Source organism: Virgibacillus carmonensis (assembly GCF_057836705.1).
Genome location: NZ_JBYQFJ010000004.1, coordinates 57766 through 83799 on the forward strand (window position 1 = coordinate 57766; position 26034 = coordinate 83799).

A 26034-nucleotide genomic window follows, 5' to 3' on the forward strand; every position below is an offset into this window, starting at 1 on the left:
GCTTATAAAAGAACAAAACCAAGATCAAAGTCAAAAGAAGCCTTTAACAAAATGAAATTGGTATTAAATTAAACAAACTAAATTAAACAGAGGATTGAAATTAAAATGGTGAAAAGAAATTTTAGTAATGAACAATTTATTAAGGCTTATAATAATTTCTGTAATATTGATAGCGACTTCTATTTAAATGAAGAAGAATTTTATCTTTACTGTACGGTTATAAATAACAAATTGATTGATAACTCAATTATAACAAGTGTGGATTTTATTAGTCAGCTATTGTTAGTGAAATTTAATAATGCTAAACAAAGGAATTTAAAAGCCGTGAAAGATGGTTTCAACTCATTAATAAATAAAAAAGTGTTCGTCTTAGAAGGTGAAACTAACATAAATGAAATTAAAAATGGTGATATTATTTCAATCTCAGTCAATGAAGAACTTGAAAAAGATGGCTTTATGAAAATGCACAATAGAAAGTTCATGGAGTTTAAAACAATGAGAGATACATTTATTTATTATTTAGTTGGGAAGTGGAATAAAGGAGCCAAATATTCATATTCTCAATGGGCAAAAATGTTAGGTATGACAGAAAAGTGGGCAAAAACAACCATTAAAGAAGCAATTGACAACAATATTATTTATGTGCAAGTTGGGAACTACATAGAAAATGAAGATGGAACACAAAAGAAACAAGAAACAAATACATATTACGTGAATGAGATTGATCATTCCAAAAAGACCGCCCAGACAAAGAAAAAAGAAATGATTGATGTAAATGATGAGAGTATTGAATTATTTGAACAACCAAAGTCAAAGAAACAGGAACGGGAATTTAATTTTGATATTGGTCAATGGAAAGACAGTAAAGTATTTTTAGATGACAATGATTGTGAAATTTACCACCATGCAAAAGTTAAAGCGGAAACAAATGATGAATATGCAGAATTTATTATGTTATGTGATGGAAGAATTAAGGCAATATCTAAATCTGAAAAAGGTAAAAAACAAATTGAAAAGTTAATGAAACAAGCTAAAGAAAATATTGATGATAAAGAGTCAAGAAGAAAAATGAATGAAGCAAAAATGAATGCACATTTTGAGTCAATGGATGATAGTTATTTTGAAACGGAATTTCAGCCATCATATAAGAAGAAAAAAGATAAAGATGACATTTCAGCTATCTTAATGGATTAACACTCACCCCACTATTATTTAAACCCAAACAAACACAAAAACATAACCAAAACGCAAAGAGTAGCCATTACACAAAAGGTTATTCTATTTTCATGCGGAATTTTAATAATCGAATTATTACCAATATTATAAAATAAGAGAATGGATGATAAAAATGAAGGATATGAAACAGCAAATTAAGGATTTTCAAACAGGGGAATCCAATGAAATAATAAGTCACGTTTTAGTTTTAGTAAATGAGGATTTAATGCAATATGCATATGAAAAAGAGGCACCAGAAAATGTTGACCCATTAGTCTATATAGCAATAAAAATCCGAGCAATTTTAATGAAGGACTGCTTCAAGGCACGAAACCAAAGAAATATATATGAAGCAAGTGATGAAGATAAAAGAGATTACAAAGATTTATTTCATGAAAAAGAAAACCATGATTTTTATGATGAAAATAGTTGGAATAATGACAATGAAAGTAGTTGGATTGATGATTTAAGTAAGAACCTTTGGCTAGGTGTAGATATAGATGAATTACGTGATTATAATTTTAGATCGATATGGAATAACAGAAAGAAGATAAAGAAATATTATGGTGCACGGGTATGTGAATTGTTTTATCTATGTAAGAAGTTTAGAGGACGTAGCCAGAATAGTTGGGAGTTTGAAGAGGATTTCGAAAGAACGAAAAATGAGTTGTTACCACTTTTAGTGAAGGCTCTGGAACATGGCTTATCAGAAGTTGATGCGTATAGAGAAGATAAGGAGATCGTTTCTTTTATTAACAAAGCAATTCAGTCAAAATATATTGAGTTACAGATGTTAGAAAATGGCACAAAGAGAATTGTAAAAGGTAAAAATAGTTTTTATATAAATCCTAAATTTGATGATGATGCAGAAAATCAAGCATGGATGATTATTTTGGGTAAAAGTTTAAAGAATGTAAATGATGGTTGGTTTGATGATGGATTAACCAAAGGCCAAAGAGAATTTTTGTTGAAGTTACATAGAATTGTTGTTGAAGAAATTGAGAACAAGAATGTGGATTCGTTTTGGTGGAATGTAGATAGTACACCAAGGTTAAATATAAAATACATGGCAGAGTTAATGGAAATGAAAGAAGATAATTTGAGAAAAACGTTGAAAAGAATAAGCGACAAGGTAAATTTGAATTGGCGTGACATATGGAAAGCTTATAAAAACATAGTATAAAAAGTGTCCGTTATTTGAATACATGTATTGTATTATGAAGGGCAAGAAAGCAAGCCTTTCCTTGACTGGAATAAAAGGACGAATACAAGGACTAGAATAAAAGGATAAATATTTTCATGACATTATCGCCCACAGGATGGGTGCCAAATAGCTTTCCAGTGTCAATAAAGAAATGGAATAGCTAAAAAGTTCTAATGACATTTCTTTGTGCATTATGAATTTTTTCTCCTAATAGTTACATGAATTGGGGCGGTGTTTTTACATCGTCCTATTTGTGTATGCAAAAAAATCATTAAATGAAAGTAAATATATAGTTTAAAAGTAATTCTAAATAAAGGAGCAATACAAATGGAAAAGAAAACAGTGCTAATTAGAATGATGGATGGACGACCTGTAGAATTTGAATGGAACGAATTAGAAATGGTTTCATTTTTTATTAACGTTGACAAAGGAAATCATATCAAAGGTGTATCAAGGGACGGTATAAAAATTACCATTGACCCAAATTATATTGAATCTGTAATGGTATTAGATGAAGCAGGAAACATTGAGTTTGATAGTGATGAAGAAGAAGAAATGGATAATGATGTAGATGAAAAAAATGATCCTATCAATAATGAATTTGACAAAAATGAATTTCTAAGTAATGCAGAAATGCTAAAAATTGACATTGATTTAATGAAAACATATGCACAAATGTTAAGTGGAAAATACCCATTCCTTATCATAAAACTGGAATTTGATAAGGATGACCATGAAGTCACAGAATTTGTTAATCAATTTAATAATGTCAAGGATGATGAATAAATCCATGGCAAAATTAAAAACTGAAGATGTGGTGGAGATCAAGCGAAGTTTATTGTTCGGGATTAGACAACAAGAAATTGCTAAAAAGTTTGGAGTTGCAAAAACAGTAATATCAAGAATTAATACAGGTGCAAGATGGGGGCATGTTTGTATTGATGAAAATGGCAACCACATTCAGAATGAAATTGAGATTTTACCAGAGAATTTTCCCGTACCAGTAGTTGAAAAAGAACCAGAACCAATTATAAAAGTGGATGAAGGTAGTACATTATATAAAGTGCGATTCATTGAAGAGTATTTCACAAAAAAAGGAAAAACTTATGATGCTACTACACAAAAATCAAGAAGTTTTATTGGGGCGTTATGGAGTAAAAAAGGTTTTCTTTTTAATAACGAATACGATGATTTTCTAAGTGAAATTTTTTTGTCAATTACTAAGACAGTTATGACATTTGAACCAAATGATAAGGACTTTTCTTGGTCAGAGGTTTCAAATATTAGATCGCATTCTAACTACATATTGCATGACAATATTAACAAAGCCATTAAAACAGACATTAAAAATTATGTTAATCAAATTAAAAATAGTTATGCTGTCAAAAAAAATGGTGAAATTAGATGGGTGAAACCGATAAAACAAAGTATTGATTTTATTCTAGATGGAGAAGACTTTTCATTAATCGAAAAGTTGAGCGATAAAGATAATTTGTTTTATATAAGTGATGGTTACGCTAACTCACACTTCTTGGATTTCTTTTCTAAGGAATATAAAAACATCTTAACTGAGGGGCAAATTAGGTATTTAGGCATCATGAAATTCTTCCAGAGGGAAGATAGAAATTGTCAATATACCACCCCTTATTCTAATTTGCCAAGTGAATGTCAACCTTACACAGAAAGTGCTATACAGAACAACAAAGGAAAAATAAGAGAACGTATTCTTGAAGTTTATGACAAAATTGAGCATCAAACATTGAGAGAAATGATGCACTGCAAAGAGTTGACATTTTGGACTGAGTTTTATGCAGTCATTGATAATGATGAAGATTTAAGTACATGGATAAAAGAAAACATTGACAATGATTTTGTATTCGAAATTCTTTATGAATTGGATGTAGATTCTATTTTAGATATTAGAAATAACGATGTAATTAGTAATAAAGTTTTATATAAGATTGTTGATATGGTTGAGGAAAGAATGAATTACATAAAATTATTGTTGGAGAAATACAAGGAGATGGCGAATTAGCTAACTCCTTTTTTTATGTGCAATTTTAAATTACAGAGTATTAAAAATAATAAAATGAGAAAATGGATGATTAATATGGGGAACAAAATGAAAACTGAAAGTCAATTAAAAGAGGAATATTTTAATAGTATTTTTGAGCAGATGGTGCATAAATACGATTCGTCAACAATTGGAAAAATGATTGATGTAAAAGTGGTTTGTCATAATAAAGTGTTGGATTTATTTTATAAGAAGCTATATAAGAAATACCAAATGAAAAAAAGTTTTAGTGACTTTTATAATGACTGCATAGTTTTGACGTGGAAAGCAATTGAAAGATTTGAAATTAGAGATGATTCTAATTGGCAGGGTGTCATTGATGGAACAAATAAAAAGGTTATTGCTCAAATGATTACAGCAATAAAAATTGCCGTTCACAAGCAAATAACAAGCGTTGTAAATGATGATGCAAAAATGACAACAAAAAGAGAAAATGGCAAGAAAATTCATGTTGCTATGAAGTTCAATTTTACAAGCCTTGACCAATTGTTAATTGATGGTGATGGAAATATAGACGAAATCATTGGTGAAGATCAAAACTTTTTTGCTGTAAAAGACGGCTACCATAAGAATCATTTTGGTCAATGGTATGCAGAAAACAGAGAAAATATATTGTTGAAATCACAAATTGAGTTTTTGGATAAGTTAAGAAGCTGTCAGCATCAAAAGGATGGATATACAAAAAATGATATCGCAGAAGTTACTGGAGTTAGTCAAAATAATATGACTGCATATCTGGAACGCATAAGCAAGCGAGTTTTAAGGAAATGGGAGTTGGAATCAATGATGGGTGAGAAAACACAATTGGAGATGGCAAGAGATAGTGAGTTGAAGTTGTGGAGAGAAATGATGGAAATTGTGGATGGTGACAGTGTGGGAATGAATAAAAGAGTTAGTGATTGGATTGTTGATAATTTAGATAAAAGTAAGGTGATGAATATGGTATATGACAATGTTATGGGTGATGAGATTAAAGGGGTTGTTCAAGTTTATAATAATCGGGCTGTGCAAACTAAGATAACAAATCAAGTGTTGTATAAGATTGTTGGATTGGTAGAAAAGAGAATTGAATATCTGGTTCATATGGACGTAAAAAGTAAGAAGATAGAAAGAAATGAAGAAAAGCATCAAGAAAATAAGGCAAAGAAAAAGAAGCGTAAAGAAATGATCGAAAGTCCATGTTATGTGTACGAGTTAAATGAAGATGGAAGCAATGGTGATTTATTGAGAGTTGAAGAGTGGGTTGAGTTTAAAGAATCAAAGACTGAATTTATTGAAGTTAATGCTTATGGTATGAAAAATAAGACTAAAGAGATTATTGAATAGAAAAAAATTATGAATAAATTGACCAGTATCTATATATAGGAAAGGCATTTTGTGTGTCTTTATAAAGGAACGTTATCAAAAGGAGAAAGAATTATGAAAACAGAATATTTTCGGTGCTTCAGTATTAACTTGTTACGTTTTATAAAGGCACATGGCATTAAACATATATCAAAAAGTGTACATGAAAATAATAAGACGTTTTGGATTTTCGAGGTAACAGATGAATTGAGTAGAGTTTTAAAAATTTGGTCAGCAAATAATAAAGACCATAAATAATACATAGTAGAAGATAAGAGGGGTTGGAAGCTATTGGATATAGCTTTTTTTTAATACCCCCTCCCTAAAAATAATAATTAAATAATTGGATGTTTACAAATGATTGATTACAAATGATAGATTATGGAATGTCAAGGACAAGTTTTATTGAATTACTGGAAAAGAAAGAATATAAGGCAGTAGAAATTATTGGTGAAAGATATTTTGAGTTAGAGAAGTTAGTACAATTTGGTGATGTGGCTAATTTATTTGAAGAATTAGTGGAAAGATTAGAGCGACTTCCCACAATGCAAGAATATATGGATGTTGGAATTATACGGTGCAGGCAGTGGTTCACAAAAGATGGCAAAGAAAAAGGGCGAGTATTTACGATAAGTAAAGTTGATGTAAAACCTATTGTAAGACATTTTTTTGAATGGAATAAACAGTTGAAAATGGCTTGCCTTGGTAGATTAAGAAATACATATGCTAGTAATTTGGTAGAGGTTGGACTGATTATCATATTGAAAGAACAGGGATATCTTGTTGGTTCAAATGATTGGTTGGATATGGCTGGAATTGATTGTGTTGTAGCAAGTGTAGAAGAAGATAAAGTTTTATATTGTCATGTGTTTGTGGATACCAAGAATGCTAGAAAGTATAGAGATGAAAAGAAAGATAGAGATATTGGAATTAGGAAAAATGGAAAGATGTTGAAATACACAAGAGGATTGCAGGGACATGTGGATATTTGTTATGACATGTTTAATTCCAAGTCTACTGAGATCGTGAATGGAAATTATGTCTTAAAGGAAAAGTTTGTTGTAGGGAAGATTAATGTTAGTTTTTTGTTGTTGGATGCAGATAGCTTTGAAAAGAAAGAGCAGTTAGTGCAGTTACATAAGTTTTTGTTGGTAAATGGAATTGATCAGAATGGATTGGGTAGTGTGTGGGTTTAATTTTAGACCGCCTGCTTCTTGGATGTGGATAGTTGTGTTGATTATGAAAGATGGATTATAAAATATAAGATGGAGTGATTAATTTGGATAAGAAAATGGATAAGGATATTAGGGTTTTGGGACAGCAGATTATAGAAGAAAGAGTTCAGTTGATTGTGGAAAAGAAAAAGATTAATAAAGAATCTGATTACAAAAAATATAATGTGGATGATATTGATGAGGATGTTCATAAATTATTTATGTTGATGGATAGATACGATTACGATTATAAGGATTTTGATTGTGGCTGTGAGGATAAGAGATATGGCTGTAGGATTTTTAGTTGCAAGACATGTAAGGTTAGAAGTCCATTTGTGGTTGTTGAGGAAGTTAATTGAGAATGATTCTATATAATTGAGAACGGATTGAGAACAGGTGGTAAAGAATAAAAAATGTTAGTAAAGGAGTTGGTAAAATGGCTAGAATTGGAGAGTTGAATGACAAACAGAAAGCATTTGTTGATAATTATTTAGTTAATGGAAACAATGCAGGAATGGCTTACAAGACAGCATTTGAAGTGGATGGTAAAGAATATAAGATGTCAACTTGTTATACTTTAGGAAGTAAGCTCTTGAAGAATGTGAAGGTCATCGATTATTTAGAGAAGAGACGAGAAGAGTTAGAATTAAACATGCTATTAGAGTCATCGGAAATCATTACTGAGATTGCAAGAATAGCAACTAATCCCTCAGTTAAGCCTAATGATCGGTTAAGAGCATTGGAATTGTTAGGCAAAACCAGAGCAATGTTTACAGATAAAGTTGATATGAATGCTTCATTGGATGTTGAAATTTCTTTGGATGGATTAGAAGAAGACACTGAATAAAAGTTTGATTTTATCTGGTGAAATATCCATTGTCAAGAGAAGTATAATATAACGTACATTATAGACGTAGATAAATGGTTACATAATACTAGTGAATAATGTAATATTTTAACTCAAAACACATTGCTTATGTAGAGCCTTTTGTGTGTTACATAAAACTATTACATAAAATATTACATAATACCCTTTACATAAAGTGTGTCCTTCTGTTACACTTTATCAAAGGAGTGATAACATGCGGATAGCTTATGCAAGGGTTAGTACAAAGGTACAGGAATTACACAGACAGTTAGATGCGCTTAAAGCTGTGGGATACGATAAACTGATACAAGAGAAGTACACTGGTACTAAGAAGGATAGGGAGGGTTTGAATGCCCTTATGGAAGTTGTTAGAGCAGGTGATACAGTGGTTGTTGAATCAATCAGCAGACTAGGTAGAAAGACCATTGACATACTTAATACAGTTGAAGAGTTAGATAAAATGGGTGTTAAGTTTGTATCACTTAAAGAGAATATGGATACAACAACACCAACAGGAAAAGCAATGTTACAAATGATGATGGTGATTTCTGAGTTAGAAAGAAACCTAACAGTGGAGAGAGTGAAGGAAGGTTTAGCTTCAGCACAAACAAGAGGTGTAAAACTTGGTAGACCAAAGATGGATAATGATAAAGTAAATGTTGCATTAAGAATGTATGATTCAAAAGAGTATTCTATAAAAGAAATTTGTAGTCAAGTTGGTATATCACAAGGGAAGTTGTACAAAGAAATAAATAAAAATTATTGAATAAAGTATTCTGACAATTATAAAATAGGGGCATACCCTACTTTTTTTTGTGAAATTATGTAGGTATACCACCAAAATATCCCAGCCTATTTTCACTTTATCCCTTGTCAACAGACTATTCCACACCCCAACACAATCCCAAATAACACAACTAAATAAAATCACCCACAACACCCATCAAATGTGATGAGGTGTTTTTTTGTCGTACAAATTTATAGAAAGGATCACACAAATGGCTAAAAAACTAAAACTAAATATTGATGCATCCTATTTTAATAAAGTTTATATCCCATACCTAAACAGAGATGAGCGTATTCAAGTTTTTTATGGATCAGCAGGCTCAGGAAAATCCCGTTTCATTGCAACCAAATTAGTTATTGATTTATTCAGGAAGAAACAAAAATTATTAGTTGTCAGAGAAACTTTTGCTTCAATCAGAGATTCAGTTCACGCAGAATTTCTAGCAGTATTAGAAAATATGAAACTCATCGAACATGTAAAAGTATCCAAGACCACATTAAATATTACTTTTCCAAATGGCTCAGTAATTATTTTTAAAGGAACAGATGATGAATCAAAACTCTTATCAATAAGTGGAATTGATGCATGTTGGATTGAAGAAGCAAGCGACATATCTTATGAAATTTGGCAACAACTTTTATTACGTTTAAGAGGTGGGGCAACCAAGAAAAAATTCTATCTATCATTTAACCCTGTATCTTCATTGTCGTGGCTGAAAAAAGAGTTTTTTGATAATCCAATGGAGGATTCATTTGTTCTTAAAACTACATACAAAGATAATCGTTTTCTGGATGCTGAATATATTGCATCTCTTGAAGAAATGAGAATCAGAAACCCAATGAAGTATGAAGTATATGGTTTAGGCAATTGGGGAACTCAAGGCAAAAAGGTATATGACAATTGGAGAATAGAAGAATTTAAAGTGCATGAAATTGTACAAAACAATACTGGTATTAAATCAGCATATGGGATGGATTTTGGCTATAAAGCAGATGCTTCCACATTCATAGCTTCACTTGTTGATCTTGAGAATCGGAAACTATACATATTTGATGAAATGTACGAGCACGGGCTACTTAATAACCAAATTGCTGACAAGATAACTGAAATGGGTTATGCAAAAGAAATGATTATTGCAGATTCAGCAGAACAAAAATCTATTGCTGAAATTAAGGGTTATGGTATCTCTAGAATTAAATCGGCCAGAAAAGGTGCAGGAAGTATCATGGCAGGTATCCAGTTTATTGAACAATTTGAGATTATTGTACACCCATCCTGTAAACACACCATTGATGAGTTAGAGAACTACTCATACAAGAAAGATAAATCTACAGGGCTATACACAAACAAACCAATTGATAATTTTAATCACATACTGGATGCGCTTAGATATTCCCTCGAACAATATTCAAAGGGTAAAGGCATTCAATTTCTAGATAAATCATTATTTGGTTTATAGAAACAAAATAAAGGAGTAAAAACTATGGAACAATATAAAGTTAGTTCTGTTGAGGATATCTCACAAGAACTTATTCTTTCATTAATTAATCGCTATAAAATGAAAGAAGTAAAAAGGCTTACACGCTTAAATAATTATTACATAGGTCAATCAGATATTAAAAATAGAGTTATGTCAGACAAATCAAAACCAAATAATAAGGTGGTAACTCCTTATGGCTCATACATAGTTGATATCGTACAGGGATATTTTTTAGGCAAACCTGTAACTTATTCATCTGACAATCAAAATTTAATGGAAAAATTACAGCTTGTTTATGATAGAAATTCTGAGCAATCTCATAATTCAAAGTTAGGTAAACAACTATCCATTACTGGAATTGCTTATGAATTAATGTATATGAATGAACTAAATGAAATCAGATTTGCCATGCTTGATTCAAAAGAAGTATTTATGATCTATGATAATTCAATTGAAACAAAACCATTATGTGCAGTCAGATTTTATGATACTCATAATTACATAACAGAAAAAGCTGTAACAAATATTGAAGTGTATACGGCTACAACTGTTTCTTATTACAATCAGAGTGAAGATGTCTTAAAATTAAATAATGAGCATCCACACTATTTTAAAGAAGTACCTGTAGTTTGTTATAAAAACAACGATGAAATGACAGGTGATTTCGAAAAAGTGTTAGATTTGGTAAATTGTTATGATTTGGCAGTTAGTGATACATCCAATTCATTAGAATACTTTGCAGATGCTTATTTGATTTTGACAGGTATGGATGGCACAGAGCAATCTGACATTGCTCAAATGAAAGAAAACAGAGTCATGTTGTTGAATGAAAAAGGCAAAGCAGATTGGTTAGTAAAAGGCACACAGAACATGGAAGTTGAAGCATTTAAAGACAGATTAAAAAATGATATTCATGCTATGTCAGCTATTCCAGATATCTCAGATTCTACATTTGGGAGTGCAACATCTGGTGAAAGTTTGAAATATAAATTATTTTCCCTCGAAAACTATGTTTCTATTAAAGAAAGAAACTTTAAAAGAAGTAACGAACAAAGAATTAAACTTATCACCAACATCTTAAATGTACAGGGTGGTCAATTCTTGTATACAGATATTGAGCAACACTTCTCAAGAAATTTACCTTCTAACTTAAATCATATTGCTGATACAGTTTCTAAATTGGTTGGGGTAGTCTCGCATGAAACATTATTATCTATGCTTCCAAATGTTGACCCTGCAAAAGAGATGGCAAGAATCGAAGCAGAAAAAGTTGATACGATGTATGAGAATTTCTCTGATGATGTTGAAACTGATATTGTAGAAGCTGAATAAAAATGGCTGACAAACAATATCGTAACTTAAATAATCAAGAATACTGGATTAAACGTGCAGAAGAAAGAACAGATAAACATTGGAAAAAACTTAAAAGTGTTGAAAAGGAATTAGCATCCCAATATAAAATTGCATTAGATGATGTTCGACAAATGGCATCTGATTTATATACACAGTATGCTACTGACAATAAATTGAGTTATCAAGATGCAATGAAGCAACTAACACAATCTGAAATTGATATTTATAAGACTAAATTGGCTAGAATGCTTCCACAAATTAGACAATCCAATGACCCTACATTAATTGCAGAATATGAGAAGTTGCAAAAATTGATTAGAGTAAATCGATTACAAGCATTGATGGGACAAATTGATGGAAGGTTATTGCAGATGGGTTTTGCTCAACAAATGACAATGGAATTGTGGTTGGCAGGACTCTATGAAATGAACTATTACCAATCAATTTATGCTCTACAAGTTGGTTTAGGGGTAGGGGTTTCATTTGAATTATTGAATGACGCTGTAGTTCAACAGGCTATCACAATGCCGTGGAGTGGCGATATGTTTAGTAGTAGGATTTGGGACAATAAAGATAAGCTAGTTAAGGAACTGAGACAAACTATCATCCAAGGCTTGATCAAAGGTGAGTCCGTACAACAAATGGCTAGACGTTTAAGAAATGAAATGGATTCTAATTATAAGAATGCTTTACGTTTAATTCGGACTGAAACAGCCTACACAATAAGCAAATCTACCAATGAAGGATATAAAAAAAGTAAAGTAGTAGACCAGTATTATATTATAGCAACATTAGATATGAAAACTTCAACTATTTGTAGAAAGAAAGACGGAAAAGTTTACAATGTTGAAGATTATGCAGTAGGGGTTACGGCTAGTCCGTTTCATCCAAATTGTCGTACTTGTGAAGCACCATATTTTGATAAAGATGACTTGAAAGGTTCTACAAGAATCGCAAGAGGTGAAGATGGCAAGAATTACAAAATTCCTGCTGATATGAATTATAATGACTGGTTCGACAAATATGTGAAGAAATAAAGTGTCCTTTTGTAAAGGATGCTTTTTTTAATTTGTTTAATAAGAATATCAAAAAACTTGAACTGACAGGGGTTAATTCAACTGTGAGGGCAGAAGTGGAGAGTATTAATTATGGAAAAAAAATTAATTGATGGTAAAGAAGTATGGGTAGATGAGAACGGCAACATTGTTGAGGATTATGTAGAAGAAGACAAAGATAAGCCAAAAACTTTTACTCAAGAAGAAGTAGATAAATTGATTCAAGCAGAAACAGATCGTAAAACTACAAAAGCACTTCAAACAGCACAAGAAAAGTGGAAGTTAGAATATGAAGCTAAACTTGAGCAAGAAAAAGATGAAGCTGAAAAGTTAGGTAAACTATCTGAATCTGAAAGATTACAACTTGAATTTGATAAGCAAAAAGAAACATTTGAAACAGAAAGAAAGCAATTTATCAGAGAAAAACTTGAACTACAAACAGTTAAAGAATTATCTGCATTAGGATTGCCAACAGATTTTAGTGGTTATGTGATGGCAGATACTGCTGACAAGATCAAAGAAAACATTGCATCATTCAAAGGTCAATGGGAATCGGCAATTGAGAAAGCTGTCAATGAGAAATTACAAGGAACTACACCTAAATCCGCAACTACGCAAGGTAAAACGATTACCAAAGAACAATTTGGAAAATTAGGATACAAAGAAAGAATGGAAATTCATGCAGAAGACCCTGCATTGTACGAGCAATTAAAAGGATAAAAAAAGTGTACTATTTAATGCTACCAAATAGATACAACCAAATAAATACACACAAAATAAAAAGGAAAATTTAAAGGAGCAATATTATTATGGCACAAACGAAAAAAGCAAATCTAATTAACCCAGAATTATTTGCAGATGCATTATCAGCAAAATTAGGGGATGCAATTAAATTATATCAATTGTCTTATGTACAAAGTTTTGAAGGTCAAGCAGGTTCAACTATCTCAGTGCCTAGCTATACATATGTTGGTGACGCTTCAGTTATTGGTGAAGGAGTTGCAATTGACCCTAAACTATTAAATCAAGGTTCTGTAGATGTTCAAGTTATCAAAGTTGGAGAAGGTTTCAATCTAACAGACGAAGCAGTTAATTCTGGATTTGGAGACCCAATTGGAGAAGCAGAAAAGCAATTACTAGCAAGTATTGCAGGTGGAATCGAGAAAAAAATGTTCGAAGCTCTAGCAAGCGCAACCCTTGTCAAAGCAGAATCTGGTGCAGTAGTAAATGGTGACGTTTACCTAAATGCTATGGAATTATTTGGTGAAGATCAAGATGGAGAAAGAACACTTCTTGTTAACCCTGCACAAATTGGTAATGTTCGTAAAGACCCTAACTTTGTAAATGGCAAATTATTCGAAGCAGATGTTGTAGTTTCTAATCGAGTACCAGCAGGTCAAGCATACATCGTTAAGCCAGAAGCTGTTGCATTGTATTTGAAGAAAGATGTAGAAGTAGAAACTGACAGAGACATTCTTGCTAAGGCAACTGTTATCACAGCAGATTCACATTTTGCTACTCATTTACGTGATGCTTCAAAAGCTATCAAAATTACTTTGACAATAGTTTAATTTAATAGATTAAGTGGGGTGGTTATTCACTTGAATAACACCCCTATTTTTTATAAGAAGGTGATAGGATGATTTTGCATTACAGATTGAAGCAACTTAAAGCTGAAAAAGAAGCAAAAGAATTAGCAGAACAAGAAGCTGAAAAACAAGCGCAAGCAGAATTGGATGAAGAAAAAGAAGCACAGGTTGAAGAAGAAAAACAAACTACACCTAAAAAAGTAAATAAGAAAAAGTAGGTGAAGGCGCATGTATCCAGATTTAAGAATAAGAATACAAAATATATTAGATGTTACTGGTATGGAAATCTTATTAGATGAACTTATTAAAAATATGGTGAGTGCTGTAAGCACTTATTGTAATGTAGATTTTCTACCACCAGAATTAGAATTTATTGTAGTTGAATGCACAATAAGTCGATTTAATAGATTAGGCTCAGAAGGTTTAAGTCAAGAACAAATATCTTCTCTTGGAACTTCCTTTCAAACAGATATTTTCACACCATACAAACAGTACATGGATGCTTACAAATCCAAAAATAATAAAGTTAAGTTTTTGTAGGTGATAGCACAATGAAATTTAATAAAACAATGGATGTATTAGGTGAAGTACGAGTTGAGGATGGAATGGGTGGATGGACAGTTAGTAATGATGTTGTTGATTCTATCCAAGTATTTTCTACACCTGTAGAAGTTGAAATTATGTTGAAGGAATATGGTGTGGTTTCTACTACAGCCATGAAAATATTTACAAAGGATTATATTCCAAATGAGTTTGTACAACTACAAATGGATGAGATTACATACAAAATATTGCAGTACTCTGACTTTGAAAAAATTAGAATGCTTCTAGTGGAAGTCATTTAAATGGCTAAAATTAGAGGACTCAAAAAGTGGAACAAATGGATGGATAAGATACCAGATAGGGTTGGAAATCAGATAAAAGATGTTGTACAAGAATATGCCTACAAAATCGAAGCTGATGCAAAAAGGAATACACCTGTTGAAACGGGACATTTGAGAAGAAGCATTTCTACAGTATTTGACATATCGGGTAGAGGATACAAAGCCACCATTGGAACTTCAGTTCACTATGCGGTATACGTGGAATTTGGCACATCTGAGCAAGTAGCACAGCCATATTTATTTCCATCTTATCTGAAATATAAGCCAAAGTTTGAAGCAGAATTAAGACGAGTAATAAAAGGAATAGGTGATTAGGATGGCAATTGCTTCATTGGAATTACAAAAAGCTGTCTACACTACATTAAAAAATGGTAGTTATTCAGTTTATGAGATTGTCCCACCTAAGACACCTTTCCCTTATATCGTGATAGGTGATGAGATTCTCACAACTAGCAACACGAAAACAAATATAAGAACCGTACATAACATAACCGTTCACATTTGGTCAAAAGGAGATAGCAGTTCTGAAAGCAAAGTCATGAATGATTTTGTATCTCAAACACTTCTCAATGGCTTAGTGGTGAGTGGTTTTTTTGTGGATATGATTACTCTTGAAATGCAAACAACAATCAAAGAACAAAAGGTTGAGGACACCATTTTTCACGGGATTAATCAGCTTGAAATCACATTAACAAGAAAATAAATGAAAAGAGGTCAATATAGATGACACAAGTAAGAGGAATTGACGTTTTACTGATGGCTAATACAGGCACAGTGGAACTTCCTGTATGGACAAAAGTTGCAGGTCAGCGTGGAGCAAACTTGAATCGTAGTGCTGAGCAAATGGAAACTACTTCTAAGGATTCACAAGGTTGGAAAGAATTTGAAGCAGGATTTAAAGAGTGGAGCATTGAAGCTGAAGGACTGTTAGTTGCTGATGATGTTGCTTATGGCAAATTAGAAGATGCCTATATGAATGACACAAAAATCAAAGCACAAATTGCTATGCCAAATGGTGACAAATATGAAGGATTTTCAATCATTTCGGATTTCCCATTGGAATTTGCATATGACGATATGGCAACATTTAGTGTTAGCTTCACAGGTACAGGCGCACTTACTAAAATAACAGTTTAATAATATTTGGTAGCACTAAATATTACATTTTTAATTATAAAAAATAAGGTGGAATATAAAATGAAGAAAATTGTACAAGTTGAGATGGATAAAATGAGAAATTTAAAATATGGCATGAATGCGATGATCGAATTAGAAAAAGAAATGGGTAAATCATTAGCTTCAATGGATGAAGATGATTTCAGTATGGAAGACCTTAGAACTATGATTTATGTAGGACTGAAGTGGGAAGATAAAGAACTCACATATGAACAAGTTGGAGATTTGATGGACGAAGCTATTGGAAATCATGGTATGGAATACTTGGCTAAGAAAATGAGTGAAGCTATGCAGGGTTCATTTGGCAAGACCGCGATGCCCTCTAAAAAGTAACAACTACATAGATGAAGAGGAAATATTTAAATTGGTTGTAGGCACACTTAAATTATGCTCTGTGGCAGAATATGAATCTGTTATGGACGAAATGCAACCTTTTGAATTAGGACTATTAACTGATAATCATTTTGATGAACAACAACAACACTACGAGATGATTTCTTATGCCTTTAGAGTTGGATATATTTCAGCCAAAAAAGGTAAAGATATTCCACTATTCGATAAAAACAAAGGTGTAAATGTAGGAACGACAACAAAAGAAGAGAAGCAAAAAGGATTTGCAGAATTAGATGAAATATTTGGAGAGTAGCTTAATTGCTACTCTTTTTTTTAGTGAAAATTTAAAGGAAATGAGGTGAATATATGTCGCAACAAGAAATTATGGCTTCACTTGGTGCTGATATTAAAGACTTCAAGTTAGCGATGAAGCAGGTTCAATCTCAAATGAACGATGCAACCAAATCTATTAAAAAACAAATGACCAGTATGGAAAATGATGTTAGAAATAAGACTAATGGAATTGCTGACAACTTTGATGGTATGGGACACAGGATTAATGGTGCTCTGAGAAATATTGGAGGTATTATCAAAGGTACATTGTTGGCTTCCATTCCTGCTATAGTTCCTGCATTAGCAGTAGCAAGCGCAGGTGCTTTAGCTCTAGGTTCAACATTTGCAAGCGCAGGTGCTGGAGTCGTAGGATTTGGTGCAGTAGCTGTTGGCGTTTTAGGCGATGTTTTTACAGTATCAAAAGAATTGTCAGAAATACAAAAAGAGATTGATAGTGCTGAGACACCAGAAGCTAGAGCAATAGCTATGCAAAAACAAGCAGATGCTATGGCAAGTTTAAGCAGTCAACAAAAAATAGCCTTAACAGGATTGCAGGATTTTAAATCATTTTGGGGTGGATTCATTAAGCAATTCGAAGCGCCAGTTGTTAGTATCTTTACCGATTCATTAAAAGTTTTAGAACAAATAATATTAAAGATGCAACCTGCAATATCAGCGACAATGACTGCCGTAGGTGGATTGGTTGAGAAGCTAGGTCAAGGGTTGGAAAGTGAAGGAATGAAGAATTTCTTCACTTGGCTAGGTGAAACAGCAGGTAAAAATGTGACTAGTTTAGGTTTAATATTCGGAAATGTATTCATGGGTATTGCAAATTTATTAATGGCTTTTAGTCCATTGTCGATGCTTATGCAAGACGGTTTAGTTGGACTAACTCAGAGATTTCAAGAGTGGTCAGCAGGGTTAGCTAGTTCACAAGGTTTCCAAAACTTCATTAATTATGTAAAAGAAAATGCTCCACTTGTCTTAGGGATCATTGGTGGACTAGTCACATTTATTGGAAGTTTATTAGTAGCATTAGCACCATTGGGAAGTACTATTTTAAGTGTGGCACAATCATTTTTGTCATGGCTGAATAATTCAACACTTGTTCAAAGTGCATTAAATTTAATCAGTCAAGCAGGTACATACTTATTAAATAATTTAGGATTACTAAAAGGTATTATTATTGGTGTTGTCACTGCATTTGCAGGATTTAGCGTACTATCAGGCATTGTAAGTATGATAATAACAGCAATCACAGTATTCAATAATGTGAAAAAAGCGATTATGGCTGTAAGAACAGTATTTGCTTTACTAAATATTACAATGTTGATGAACCCATTTACATTAATAATCTTGGCAGTAATTGCAGTAGTCGCAATATTTGTAGTTTTATGGAAGAATTGGGATTCAGTTTCTAAATTCTTGGCTAATTCTTGGAAGTGGATAAAAAGTGTTGCTATGTCAGTATTCAATGGCATTAAGAATTTTTTGATATCACTTTTCCAAAGCATAGCATCGGTATCTAAATCAATTTGGAATGGTATTAAGAATTTCTTATCTGCATTATTTCAAGGCATTGCCAGTGTCTGTAAATCGGTATGGACTGGTATTAAGAATTTTCTATCATCTGTGATAAATGGCATAAGAAATATCATATCATCGGTATTCGGGGCAATAAAGAATATCATATCGAGAATCGTAAACGGTATAAAGAATACAATTCAGGATATTTGGAATAGTATAAAGTCAATAACTAGTTCGGTCTTCAATGGCATAAAAAGCGTGATTAGCTCAGTCTTTAACGCTTGCAAAAGCGTCATTAGCTCAGTGGTAGGTAGTATTAAGTCCAAAATTAGCTCTACATGGTCAGCCATCAAGTCTAAGACTAGTTCGGTTTTCGGGGCATTAACTAATTTAATGTCTAAACCAATCAGCAAAGCAAAAGATTTGATAAAGGGCATCATAGACAAGATCAAAGGTTTCTTCAGTGGAATGAAATTGAAGATACCTAAAATTAGTATGCCAAAAATGCCTAAATTTACGTTGACAGGAAAATTAGATTTAGTACCCCCTGGATTAAGTGTACCGAAGCTTGGGGTCAGTTGGCACCAATCTGGAGCAATTGTCAAAGGAACAAATGGTGGAACAATTGTAGGCATGGGTGAGAATGGTGGAGATGAAGCCATTGTGCCTTTGTCTAATAAATCTAGAATGAAACCATTTGCACAAGCAATTGCAGGAATGATGGGTGAAGAAGGCAATAGAAATGGTGGAGGGAACACTATCAATAACAATATTACCATCCATGCAACAATTCGAGAAGAAGCTGACATTAAAAAATTAACTAAAGAAATTAAGCGTGAAGAAAATAATATGAATAGAGCAGGAGGTGTGGTGGATTATGGCAATTAAGTTCAATGGTCAAGATTTACCAACATACATAAAAATAAACAGAGTAGCATTATCCATTATGCCACCTGTTGAACGAACTACTTTAAAGGTAGAAGGTAGAAATGGTGTTTATGATTTTGGTAACGCATTGGAAGAAAGAGAAATAGAAATAGATTTTACTATTATTGCAGAAAGTCAAGCAGATTTAAGAGTTAAGGCTAGAGCATTTGCCGAATATTTATATACAGAAGAAATGGCTAAACTAGTTGTATTAGATGAGCCAGATAAACACTACATGGCAAAAATAACAGGCGACTCAGAATTAGAAGAAATTTTAAGAGTAGGTCAAGGTTCTATCACATTTGTGGCAGAACCTTTTATTTATGGAGAAGAACTTGTTTATGACTTTAATCCAACGACTACAGATGCGCTGTTAATTGGTAACAAAGGTGGAGTTGAAACGTACCCAGAGATCCATCTAGAGTTTACAGAGCCTACAAGCTCATTTGTAATTGCTACAGATAAAGAAATCATGATGTTTGGGCATCCATCAAGTGTAGAAAACATTGTCAAAGATACCAATCCAGTTGTTTTAAATGATGACATGACAGATACATTTGGGTGGACAACTGCTAACACTGTTGATGGTGGAGTTGTTTATGGCACATTTGAAAGTGTTGGACAATCATTTATCCAAAGAAGAAAAGACGTAGATGGAGTACTGACACCAGATTATGGTACAGGTAATCAATGGCACGGTGCTAGTGCAATCAAAGCATTACCTAATCCTATACAAGATTTCAAGATTAAAGCAAGAATCGGCATTGAAGGTACTAATCCTAAACAAGTTGGTAGGGTAGAAGTTTACTTGCTTGATATAAATGGTAAAAAGCTTGGAAAGATTACAATGGTTGATAATTCTGTTAATGGCTATTACAACAAAGCAGAAGCCAGAGTTGGAGATTTTTATGCAGGTGAAGACCATTATTTTGTTAACACATATGGTGAATACGCAGGTGCTTGGCAAGATTTTGGGTATGGGTATATGGAAATGGAAAGAATCGGGAACAAATGGAGGGCACATTTTTCCACCTTAACTGCAAATGGTCAAATCCATCAAAGAGGGTTGACTACTTATTTTGTAGATGTGAATAATATTGCGCCAGAAGAATTAGCACAGGTACAAATACATATAGGTGCTTATGGTACGCACACACCACAGAGTACACTTAAATTTTATGATTTAGAGGTACACTCATTTGACCCATTATTGGAAAACGAAGTTCCATTGATATTCAATACAGGAGATACCTTAGATATATATACCGAAACAGGTATGATTCATAAAAATGGTGAACCATTCTATAAGGATTTTGACCCTTCCAGTGGATTCATCAAATTTGAAAAAGGCATAAATGGAATAGCTGTCATGCCTGCAATTACGGAGCATGGAACAATTAAATTCAAAGAAAGGTGGCTGTAAATTTATGTTAACAATATTAGATACAAAACAAATAGCTGTGGGAATCTTATCAAATGATATGCCAAAAGCGTGTCCCTATTTTGAAGATAACCATTCAGAAGCACTTGAAAATTCTTTGAGTCTATATGAATTTACAGTACCTTCAAATCATCCTTCATCCTCTTTATTAGAGGTTGAGGGATATATTATTTATACAGATTTAGACAAGAAAAAACAATTATTTCAAATCAAAGAAATCATTCAGTCCAAAGAAGGCAAAGCAACTTTCAAAAAATTATACTGTGAAAATTCAGCAGTGTCGGATTTAAATGCTCATATCTCTAGACCTATTATTATGAACTCTTACACAATTGAACAAGCCATCGGATATGTATTGCAAAATACAGATTGGAAACTTGGTAGGGTAGATTTCATCGGAGTTAAGGATTTTATCATTGAAGAATATATAACTTCATTGGAAGCATTACACATGGTAATTAAAGAATATGGTGCTGAATTAGAATATGGAGTCATTTTCAATGGCACACAAATAACTGAAAAATACATCCATGTGTTAGATCAAAGAGGTCAGAACACTGGTAAGATGTTCACATATGAAAAAGATATAACGGGACTCGAAAAAATAGAAGATTCTAGAACACTTGTAACTGCATTAATTGGTGTAGGAAAAGGTGATACAGAAGGTACTTTACTTACTTTTGATTCTTATGTTCCACCAGAAAATAAAAGATACATTAAATCAAATGACTTCATTGCAGATATGGAAGCCTTTCAACAATTTAATAAAAATGGCAGGCATTTATTTGGTGTCTACAAAGATGAAGAAGCGACTACACAAATACAATTGTATAACAATACTCTTAAAAAATTAAAAGAATTATCTAAGCCAAAACTTACCTACAATGTGAATGTAGTATTGCTTGAAAAGATAACTGGATATTCCCATGAATCTGTAAGACTTGGCGACACAATCCGAATACAAGACAAATCATTTACCCCTATGATTGTTTTAGAAGCAAGAATTATGAAACTGGATAGAAGTGAAACTGACCCTTCAAATGATTCAGTAGTGTTGGGTGATTATATACCAATTCAAATTACATCTAATGCTATGATAAAAAAATTGCAAAGCAAAATAAATCAAAAAGAACAGTCTTGGAATCAAGCAATTTTAGATGCAAGACAAGCACAAAATACTGCTGATTCAGCACAGGCAAATATAGATGAAGTTGAAAATAATATAGTTTATAAAATCGAGATTTCATCATCTAAGGGAACAACATTTAGAAATGGCAACATTAATACGGTAATTACTGCAAAGGTATATAGAGGGAAAGACGATATAACAAGTACCATACCAAACTCTGGTTTCATCTGGAAAAAGTATAACAAAGATGGAGTCTTAGATTCAGTATGGACAGATGCAAATGCAGGAATAGGTAAGGCATTTGCTCTAGATAAAGATGATGTAGAACAAAAAGCAATATTTAAATGTGATATTGATATTTTAGAACAAATGCAATAAGTAATTGCATAAAAGGAGAAAAAAATATGAAGGGAAGGAAAAAGATGATGTTGAAGCTAGGAATTGGAACTACTTTAATTGGTGTTCCTTTGACGTTTCTTTTTGGTGCATGGAGTCCACTTTTTGCTGTACTTTTAGTGTTAATTGTATTAGATATCCTAACTGGAATAACCAAAGGATTTTATGATAAAGCGTTAAGAAGCAGAAATATGTCACAGGGTATGATTCGAAAAGCAATGATATTTGTTGTATTAATAATTGCCAATATGATTGATATAGCCATGTTTGCAGGAATGCCTGTAGCTAAATCAGCAGTATTGTCATTTTACATAGGAATGGAAGGCTTATCTATACTTGAAAATTTAGGACAGATGGATGTTCCATTACCATCATTTATTAAAAAATATTTATTAGTGTTAAAGGATAAGGGAAGCGATCTTGAAATTAAAAAAGTTAATGAGATTATTGTTACAAAAGAAAACAAAGAAGAAGTTAAACTTGAAACTCAGAATGATAATTTATTATAGATAGTGTTATGTAATAAATGAAACAAAAAAAGCCTTCCACTAAATAATTATTATTATTTTAATCATTTAGTGGAAGGCTTTTTTATTTGTATACTCTTCATTTTTTTGTGTTATAATACGAACATTAGTTCTAATTGGAGGGTATAAAATTATGAATGATAGAGGAACGAAAAAATGGACATCAATCATGATGCCAGAACAAATCGAGATGCTTAAACAATACTGGAAAGAGCAAGAATATAAAGAAAAGCCAATTCTAGATGAACAAGAAATCAATGATATTGGCATGAAAATTCATTGTGCTTTTCACAATGAATTAACAGTTGATATGAAGTACTTTGCAAACCATGATTTCCATAACGTAAAAGGAAAATTGTTAAAAATCAACCCATTAAATAAAAATGTACATTTGGAAAATGCAGATGAAACTACAACAATCCCATTTGATGATATAATTGAATTAAATGTTTTATAGTTTTTGGTTATTGTAGGGAGTGAAATTATTTGAAAAAGAAAACTACACAAAGTCTTGTTTACTTGTTTGAGATTTCATTATTCTTATTTGTAGTAATGTGTGCATATTCAAAATTTGAATATGGTTCATTCTTTGCATGGCATAATGAAATATTAACTTTTCAATTTATAGCCGACTTAGGAGCAATTTATGTTGGATATCAACTATTAATATATACATTTATTTCATTAAGTGATGCAAGCAAGAATGATGCTCTATTACAGATTAAATCAATGATTAAAATGATAATACATTACTCTTCACATGGACAAACTTTTGAAGAAATTCAGGGTAAACTTAATGAATTATTGTATGTTAAAGAAGGGTACTACATGTTAAATAAGAATGACACTCAACGACTAAAAGAAATGGAAACTCTAATAAGAAAGTATGAAAATAATGAATTGGATCTAGATTCATTTCACTTTTGGCTTGAAAGGCAACTAATTTTAGTGGAACATGATAATGAGTATAATAATTTACTGTGGAGAAATTCAATTCTTCTTAGAATTTTTAAGTAGTTGAGAAGTAGGGCAAAACGTTTATAAAGTGAAAAGAAAGAAAATTATTATTGGCTTTTACAAGGGATAATTGAAATGTACTCAATTGAAAAAGGGGAGTTATATGGAATTTATATTTTTGATACCTATTGTAACATTAATAATTATTAGTTTAAAGTTTTGGCTCGATGCCCACGAAAAGAAAATAATAAGAGAGCAAATAACTGGTTTAGCTAACAATACTCTAGAACTGACACCCGAAGAATATTTTGAAATGAGAAATAGAAGTTTTGGTGGTAGAGGGAAACCTAAATATACGAATAATTATAATTTTGCAGGAGTGTACATATTACATAATAAATCTAAAGATTTGTTTTACATAGGGCAAGGAAAACAAGTTTTAAATCGAGTGAACAGTCATTTTACAGGTAAAGGTAATGGAGATGTATATGCTGATTACAAGTACGGGGATAATTGGACAATTAAGATGATTACCCTCGAAAATAGCGGTTTTAATTCGTTAAATGCACTAGAAAGACATACAATTACAACCTATGATTCTTATAACAACGGTTATAACAGAACAAGGGGAAATAAATAGATTTATCTTTAGTTTTTGAGATGTAAGGGGCTGATAAAATTTGGAATGGGAAATACCTCCACATGCTACTCATAAAAAGTATAAATTAGTGGCAACGGAAAAAATAAATGGGGAAATTTATCTTACTTTTCTTGGTGAAGTTGAGACATATTTTTGCAGTTTAAATGATGTAGAAAATTACAGTAAAGATTTTCAGGAATATGTTTTGGATTTGCTACCCAAAATTTTATCTGGTGTTTATGATATAAGTTTAATTCCTGAATCTTAACAAATAACCTTTATATGATGGCGGTGTGTTTAAATATAAACACCCTCCCCTGCACATTAAAACTGTGTGGGGATTTTTTTGTCTTAGCTTAGATTATCTTTTATTTTTAAAACTACCCCTGCTAAATCCCTGTATATTTTCCTTCCGAAAACCTCAAAACTTTCCAACCTTTACTTTTTAAATACTTATCTTTTTCCCTGTCATGCTTTTTCTGTTCTGGTGTAGAATGATAAGCTTTACCGTCACACTCAATGGCAAGCATAGAACTAGGGAAAGCTAGATCAATACGATACTTCCCCTGTCTATATTGTGGTGTAGCATGTAAGTCATGTTGTAAGAGTCCGTTATATACCCGTTTTTCTATTGGTGATTCGCATTTATTTATATCTGGAATGTATGTTGTTTCTTCTTGAGGGTGCTTGAAACGAACAGCAATTATTACTCCAAACAACAGCAAGCCGAAAAACACCATATACTCAATAATTTTTATGTCGATGGCAATACACCTCACGTATTTCAAGATAGTATTGTCAAAAAAACGAATTTTAATAATTTCAGCTTATTCATCATCAAAAGTATAAAGGTCATCCACTTTACGATTTAATAATTCAGCTAAAATAAAAGCTTTATCAATTGGTATTAAACTATGATCAGTTTCATAATTCCTTAATTGTTTTACACTAACATTTAATTTTAAAGCAACAAACTTCTTTTTTAATCCACTATTTATAATTAATTCTTCAATATTAGACTTCAATTGAATTTCCATGTCATCACCTAGTTTAAATAATTCAACAAACATTATAAATATCCTTCTTGGAAATTAAATTACCTAGTACAGGCAATTTAATTTCTTGTCTACATACAATTATATTACAAGCGCATAGGCAAATGAATATTCACTAGCACATTCTAGCACATTTCAACTTTCAAATTCGCCCACTCATTCCCTTCACTACGCTCTTTCCATTCCTTTATGATACGGAAATAATATACTTGTACACATACTCTTAACTTATGATACTACTAACACTTGAATATTCATATTGCTCTTCATGGCTTGAATAAAAGAATGAATACAGGAAGGAAGGTTACATCATGAGTGGAAGTACATTAATATTTGGGTGGTTTGGATTTATATTTATGACAGTATTTGGAGTTGTTTTAGTAGGTTTGTCTTATCTAGATAAAAAAGAAAAGATTAAGGTGAAAAAACACTATCTGTATATCTTTACGGGGGCAATAATTGCAGGTGGAGCATGGTATTTATTTGATAAAGTGAGTAAATTATTCTTTTTTTAAGGAGTGAAAAT

Annotated in this window: 34 protein-coding genes; 32 read left to right on the forward strand and 2 right to left on the reverse strand. The window is 32.1% G+C overall.

Going from position 1 to position 26034, the window contains the following annotated elements:
- Positions 1-105 precede the first annotated feature (105 nt).
- From AC3G7N_RS04275 to AC3G7N_RS04425, 31 genes are all read left to right on the forward strand, one after another.
- Complete coding sequence (locus AC3G7N_RS04275) at positions 106-1194, forward strand: hypothetical protein (protein ID WP_489420908.1); 1089 nt, start codon at positions 106-108, stop codon at positions 1192-1194.
- Between the two features lie 154 nt (positions 1195-1348).
- Positions 1349-2398 carry a hypothetical protein gene (locus AC3G7N_RS04280; RefSeq protein ID WP_489420909.1) on the forward strand — a complete coding sequence of 350 codons (1050 nt, stop codon included), beginning with the start codon at positions 1349-1351 and terminating at the stop codon, positions 2396-2398.
- A 348-nt stretch (positions 2399-2746) separates the two neighbouring features.
- Complete coding sequence (locus tag AC3G7N_RS04285; protein ID WP_489420910.1) at positions 2747-3205, forward strand: hypothetical protein; 459 nt, start codon at positions 2747-2749, stop codon at positions 3203-3205.
- A 4-nt stretch (positions 3206-3209) separates the two neighbouring features.
- Positions 3210-4454 carry a hypothetical protein gene (locus tag AC3G7N_RS04290; protein ID WP_489420911.1) on the forward strand — a complete coding sequence of 415 codons (1245 nt, stop codon included), beginning with the start codon at positions 3210-3212 and terminating at the stop codon, positions 4452-4454.
- An 87-nt stretch (positions 4455-4541) separates the two neighbouring features.
- Entirely contained in the window at positions 4542-5819 is a 1278-nt protein-coding gene (locus AC3G7N_RS04295; RefSeq protein ID WP_489420912.1) for a hypothetical protein, read from the forward strand.
- 93 nt (positions 5820-5912) lie between these two features.
- Entirely contained in the window at positions 5913-6095 is a 183-nt protein-coding gene (locus tag AC3G7N_RS04300; protein ID WP_489420913.1) for a DUF5659 domain-containing protein, read from the forward strand.
- Between the two features lie 128 nt (positions 6096-6223).
- Positions 6224-7033: a hypothetical protein gene (locus tag AC3G7N_RS04305; RefSeq protein WP_489420914.1), complete on the forward strand. Its 810-nt coding sequence runs from the start codon at positions 6224-6226 to the stop codon at positions 7031-7033.
- 83 nt (positions 7034-7116) lie between these two features.
- The gene (locus AC3G7N_RS04310; RefSeq protein ID WP_489420915.1) at positions 7117-7410 is read left to right on the forward strand and encodes a hypothetical protein; all 294 of its coding nucleotides are present in this window, start codon (positions 7117-7119) and stop codon (positions 7408-7410) included.
- A gap of 77 nt (positions 7411-7487) precedes the next feature.
- Positions 7488-7898 carry a terminase small subunit gene (locus AC3G7N_RS04315; RefSeq protein WP_489420916.1) on the forward strand — a complete coding sequence of 137 codons (411 nt, stop codon included), beginning with the start codon at positions 7488-7490 and terminating at the stop codon, positions 7896-7898.
- 235 nt (positions 7899-8133) lie between these two features.
- Positions 8134-8685 carry a recombinase family protein gene (locus tag AC3G7N_RS04320; RefSeq protein ID WP_489420917.1) on the forward strand — a complete coding sequence of 184 codons (552 nt, stop codon included), beginning with the start codon at positions 8134-8136 and terminating at the stop codon, positions 8683-8685.
- A 232-nt stretch (positions 8686-8917) separates the two neighbouring features.
- Complete coding sequence (locus AC3G7N_RS04325) at positions 8918-10165, forward strand: PBSX family phage terminase large subunit (RefSeq protein WP_489420918.1); 1248 nt, start codon at positions 8918-8920, stop codon at positions 10163-10165.
- Positions 10166-10189: 24 nt separating this feature from the next.
- Positions 10190-11518, forward strand: coding sequence for a phage portal protein (locus AC3G7N_RS04330; protein ID WP_489420919.1), 1329 nt, complete (start codon positions 10190-10192; stop codon positions 11516-11518).
- A gap of 2 nt (positions 11519-11520) precedes the next feature.
- Entirely contained in the window at positions 11521-12576 is a 1056-nt protein-coding gene (locus AC3G7N_RS04335; RefSeq protein ID WP_489420920.1) for a minor capsid protein, read from the forward strand.
- Positions 12577-12687: 111 nt separating this feature from the next.
- Positions 12688-13314, forward strand: coding sequence for a DUF4355 domain-containing protein (locus tag AC3G7N_RS04340; protein WP_489420921.1), 627 nt, complete (start codon positions 12688-12690; stop codon positions 13312-13314).
- 89 nt (positions 13315-13403) lie between these two features.
- The gene (locus tag AC3G7N_RS04345; RefSeq protein ID WP_489420922.1) at positions 13404-14165 is read left to right on the forward strand and encodes a phage major capsid protein; all 762 of its coding nucleotides are present in this window, start codon (positions 13404-13406) and stop codon (positions 14163-14165) included.
- Positions 14166-14233: 68 nt separating this feature from the next.
- A complete protein-coding gene (locus AC3G7N_RS04350) occupies positions 14234-14401 on the forward strand; it encodes a hypothetical protein (RefSeq protein ID WP_489420923.1) in 168 nt (55 codons plus the stop codon).
- Between the two features lie 10 nt (positions 14402-14411).
- On the forward strand, positions 14412-14723 hold the full coding sequence (locus AC3G7N_RS04355; protein ID WP_489420924.1) for a phage head-tail connector protein: 312 nt from the start codon (positions 14412-14414) through the stop codon (positions 14721-14723).
- Between the two features lie 11 nt (positions 14724-14734).
- Entirely contained in the window at positions 14735-15028 is a 294-nt protein-coding gene (locus AC3G7N_RS04360) for a hypothetical protein (RefSeq protein ID WP_489420925.1), read from the forward strand.
- Positions 15029-15382 carry an HK97-gp10 family putative phage morphogenesis protein gene (locus AC3G7N_RS04365; RefSeq protein WP_489420926.1) on the forward strand — a complete coding sequence of 118 codons (354 nt, stop codon included), beginning with the start codon at positions 15029-15031 and terminating at the stop codon, positions 15380-15382.
- 1 nt (position 15383) lies between these two features.
- Positions 15384-15770, forward strand: coding sequence for a tail completion protein gp17 (gp17, locus tag AC3G7N_RS04370; protein WP_489420927.1), 387 nt, complete (start codon positions 15384-15386; stop codon positions 15768-15770).
- A gap of 20 nt (positions 15771-15790) precedes the next feature.
- A complete protein-coding gene (locus AC3G7N_RS04375; RefSeq protein ID WP_489420928.1) occupies positions 15791-16204 on the forward strand; it encodes a phage tail tube protein in 414 nt (137 codons plus the stop codon).
- A 60-nt stretch (positions 16205-16264) separates the two neighbouring features.
- On the forward strand, positions 16265-16576 hold the full coding sequence (locus tag AC3G7N_RS04380) for a hypothetical protein (protein WP_489420929.1): 312 nt from the start codon (positions 16265-16267) through the stop codon (positions 16574-16576).
- A gap of 31 nt (positions 16577-16607) precedes the next feature.
- Positions 16608-16889 (forward strand): hypothetical protein, encoded by a 282-nt coding sequence (locus AC3G7N_RS04385; RefSeq protein ID WP_489420930.1) that lies wholly within the window; start codon positions 16608-16610, stop codon positions 16887-16889.
- A 53-nt stretch (positions 16890-16942) separates the two neighbouring features.
- Positions 16943-19324 carry a phage tail protein gene (locus AC3G7N_RS04390; RefSeq protein ID WP_489420931.1) on the forward strand — a complete coding sequence of 794 codons (2382 nt, stop codon included), beginning with the start codon at positions 16943-16945 and terminating at the stop codon, positions 19322-19324.
- Positions 19314-20786 (forward strand): distal tail protein Dit, encoded by a 1473-nt coding sequence (locus tag AC3G7N_RS04395; RefSeq protein ID WP_489420932.1) that lies wholly within the window; start codon positions 19314-19316, stop codon positions 20784-20786. The genes AC3G7N_RS04390 and AC3G7N_RS04395 overlap by 11 nt, the downstream gene beginning before the upstream one ends.
- Positions 20752-22311, forward strand: a complete 1560-nt coding sequence (locus tag AC3G7N_RS04400) for a phage tail spike protein (protein WP_489420933.1) — start codon at positions 20752-20754, stop codon at positions 22309-22311. The genes AC3G7N_RS04395 and AC3G7N_RS04400 overlap by 35 nt, the downstream gene beginning before the upstream one ends.
- A gap of 26 nt (positions 22312-22337) precedes the next feature.
- Positions 22338-22838, forward strand: a complete 501-nt coding sequence (locus tag AC3G7N_RS04405; protein WP_489420934.1) for a phage holin family protein — start codon at positions 22338-22340, stop codon at positions 22836-22838.
- 151 nt (positions 22839-22989) lie between these two features.
- On the forward strand, positions 22990-23313 hold the full coding sequence (locus tag AC3G7N_RS04410) for a YolD-like family protein (protein WP_489420935.1): 324 nt from the start codon (positions 22990-22992) through the stop codon (positions 23311-23313).
- Between the two features lie 29 nt (positions 23314-23342).
- Positions 23343-23873 (forward strand): hypothetical protein, encoded by a 531-nt coding sequence (locus AC3G7N_RS04415; RefSeq protein WP_489420936.1) that lies wholly within the window; start codon positions 23343-23345, stop codon positions 23871-23873.
- Between the two features lie 103 nt (positions 23874-23976).
- Entirely contained in the window at positions 23977-24453 is a 477-nt protein-coding gene (locus AC3G7N_RS04420) for a GIY-YIG nuclease family protein (RefSeq protein ID WP_489420937.1), read from the forward strand.
- Positions 24454-24493: 40 nt separating this feature from the next.
- Positions 24494-24721: a hypothetical protein gene (locus tag AC3G7N_RS04425; RefSeq protein WP_489420938.1), complete on the forward strand. Its 228-nt coding sequence runs from the start codon at positions 24494-24496 to the stop codon at positions 24719-24721.
- Between the two features lie 121 nt (positions 24722-24842).
- Here AC3G7N_RS04425 and AC3G7N_RS04430 read toward each other — a convergent pair whose 3' ends face one another.
- A complete protein-coding gene (locus tag AC3G7N_RS04430; protein ID WP_489421080.1) occupies positions 24843-25232 on the reverse strand; it encodes an endonuclease domain-containing protein in 390 nt (129 codons plus the stop codon).
- Between the two features lie 48 nt (positions 25233-25280).
- A complete protein-coding gene (locus tag AC3G7N_RS04435) occupies positions 25281-25523 on the reverse strand; it encodes a helix-turn-helix transcriptional regulator (RefSeq protein WP_489420939.1) in 243 nt (80 codons plus the stop codon).
- A gap of 296 nt (positions 25524-25819) precedes the next feature.
- On the opposite strand from AC3G7N_RS04435, the gene AC3G7N_RS04440 reads away from it, so the two are divergent.
- Entirely contained in the window at positions 25820-26023 is a 204-nt protein-coding gene (locus tag AC3G7N_RS04440; protein ID WP_489420940.1) for a hypothetical protein, read from the forward strand.
- Positions 26024-26034: the final 11 nt, after the last annotated feature.

Coding starts and splice junctions, on each gene's coding strand:
- AC3G7N_RS04375 (WP_489420928.1), top strand. CDS start 15,791: ATGACACAAGTAAGAGGAATTGACGTTTTACTGATGGCTAATACAGGC.
- AC3G7N_RS04330 (WP_489420919.1), top strand. CDS start 10,190: ATGGAACAATATAAAGTTAGTTCTGTTGAGGATATCTCACAAGAACTT.
- AC3G7N_RS04300 (WP_489420913.1), top strand. CDS start 5,913: ATGAAAACAGAATATTTTCGGTGCTTCAGTATTAACTTGTTACGTTTT.
- AC3G7N_RS04345 (WP_489420922.1), top strand. CDS start 13,404: ATGGCACAAACGAAAAAAGCAAATCTAATTAACCCAGAATTATTTGCA.
- AC3G7N_RS04420 (WP_489420937.1), top strand. CDS start 23,977: ATGGAATTTATATTTTTGATACCTATTGTAACATTAATAATTATTAGT.
- AC3G7N_RS04325 (WP_489420918.1), top strand. CDS start 8,918: ATGGCTAAAAAACTAAAACTAAATATTGATGCATCCTATTTTAATAAA.
- AC3G7N_RS04280 (WP_489420909.1), top strand. CDS start 1,349: ATGAAGGATATGAAACAGCAAATTAAGGATTTTCAAACAGGGGAATCC.
- AC3G7N_RS04395 (WP_489420932.1), top strand. CDS start 19,314: ATGGCAATTAAGTTCAATGGTCAAGATTTACCAACATACATAAAAATA.
- AC3G7N_RS04355 (WP_489420924.1), top strand. CDS start 14,412: ATGTATCCAGATTTAAGAATAAGAATACAAAATATATTAGATGTTACT.
- AC3G7N_RS04315 (WP_489420916.1), top strand. CDS start 7,488: ATGGCTAGAATTGGAGAGTTGAATGACAAACAGAAAGCATTTGTTGAT.
- AC3G7N_RS04350 (WP_489420923.1), top strand. CDS start 14,234: ATGATTTTGCATTACAGATTGAAGCAACTTAAAGCTGAAAAAGAAGCA.
- AC3G7N_RS04340 (WP_489420921.1), top strand. CDS start 12,688: ATGGAAAAAAAATTAATTGATGGTAAAGAAGTATGGGTAGATGAGAAC.
- AC3G7N_RS04365 (WP_489420926.1), top strand. CDS start 15,029: ATGGCTAAAATTAGAGGACTCAAAAAGTGGAACAAATGGATGGATAAG.
- AC3G7N_RS04435 (WP_489420939.1), bottom strand. CDS start 25,523: ATGTTTGTTGAATTATTTAAACTAGGTGATGACATGGAAATTCAATTG.
- AC3G7N_RS04285 (WP_489420910.1), top strand. CDS start 2,747: ATGGAAAAGAAAACAGTGCTAATTAGAATGATGGATGGACGACCTGTA.
- AC3G7N_RS04390 (WP_489420931.1), top strand. CDS start 16,943: ATGTCGCAACAAGAAATTATGGCTTCACTTGGTGCTGATATTAAAGAC.
- AC3G7N_RS04410 (WP_489420935.1), top strand. CDS start 22,990: ATGAATGATAGAGGAACGAAAAAATGGACATCAATCATGATGCCAGAA.
- AC3G7N_RS04380 (WP_489420929.1), top strand. CDS start 16,265: ATGAAGAAAATTGTACAAGTTGAGATGGATAAAATGAGAAATTTAAAA.
- AC3G7N_RS04405 (WP_489420934.1), top strand. CDS start 22,338: ATGAAGGGAAGGAAAAAGATGATGTTGAAGCTAGGAATTGGAACTACT.
- AC3G7N_RS04295 (WP_489420912.1), top strand. CDS start 4,542: ATGAAAACTGAAAGTCAATTAAAAGAGGAATATTTTAATAGTATTTTT.
- AC3G7N_RS04320 (WP_489420917.1), top strand. CDS start 8,134: ATGCGGATAGCTTATGCAAGGGTTAGTACAAAGGTACAGGAATTACAC.
- AC3G7N_RS04400 (WP_489420933.1), top strand. CDS start 20,752: ATGGAACAATTAAATTCAAAGAAAGGTGGCTGTAAATTTATGTTAACA.
- AC3G7N_RS04360 (WP_489420925.1), top strand. CDS start 14,735: ATGAAATTTAATAAAACAATGGATGTATTAGGTGAAGTACGAGTTGAG.
- AC3G7N_RS04335 (WP_489420920.1), top strand. CDS start 11,521: ATGGCTGACAAACAATATCGTAACTTAAATAATCAAGAATACTGGATT.
- AC3G7N_RS04290 (WP_489420911.1), top strand. CDS start 3,210: ATGGCAAAATTAAAAACTGAAGATGTGGTGGAGATCAAGCGAAGTTTA.
- gp17 (WP_489420927.1), top strand. CDS start 15,384: ATGGCAATTGCTTCATTGGAATTACAAAAAGCTGTCTACACTACATTA.
- AC3G7N_RS04440 (WP_489420940.1), top strand. CDS start 25,820: ATGAGTGGAAGTACATTAATATTTGGGTGGTTTGGATTTATATTTATG.
- AC3G7N_RS04275 (WP_489420908.1), top strand. CDS start 106: ATGGTGAAAAGAAATTTTAGTAATGAACAATTTATTAAGGCTTATAAT.
- AC3G7N_RS04305 (WP_489420914.1), top strand. CDS start 6,224: ATGTCAAGGACAAGTTTTATTGAATTACTGGAAAAGAAAGAATATAAG.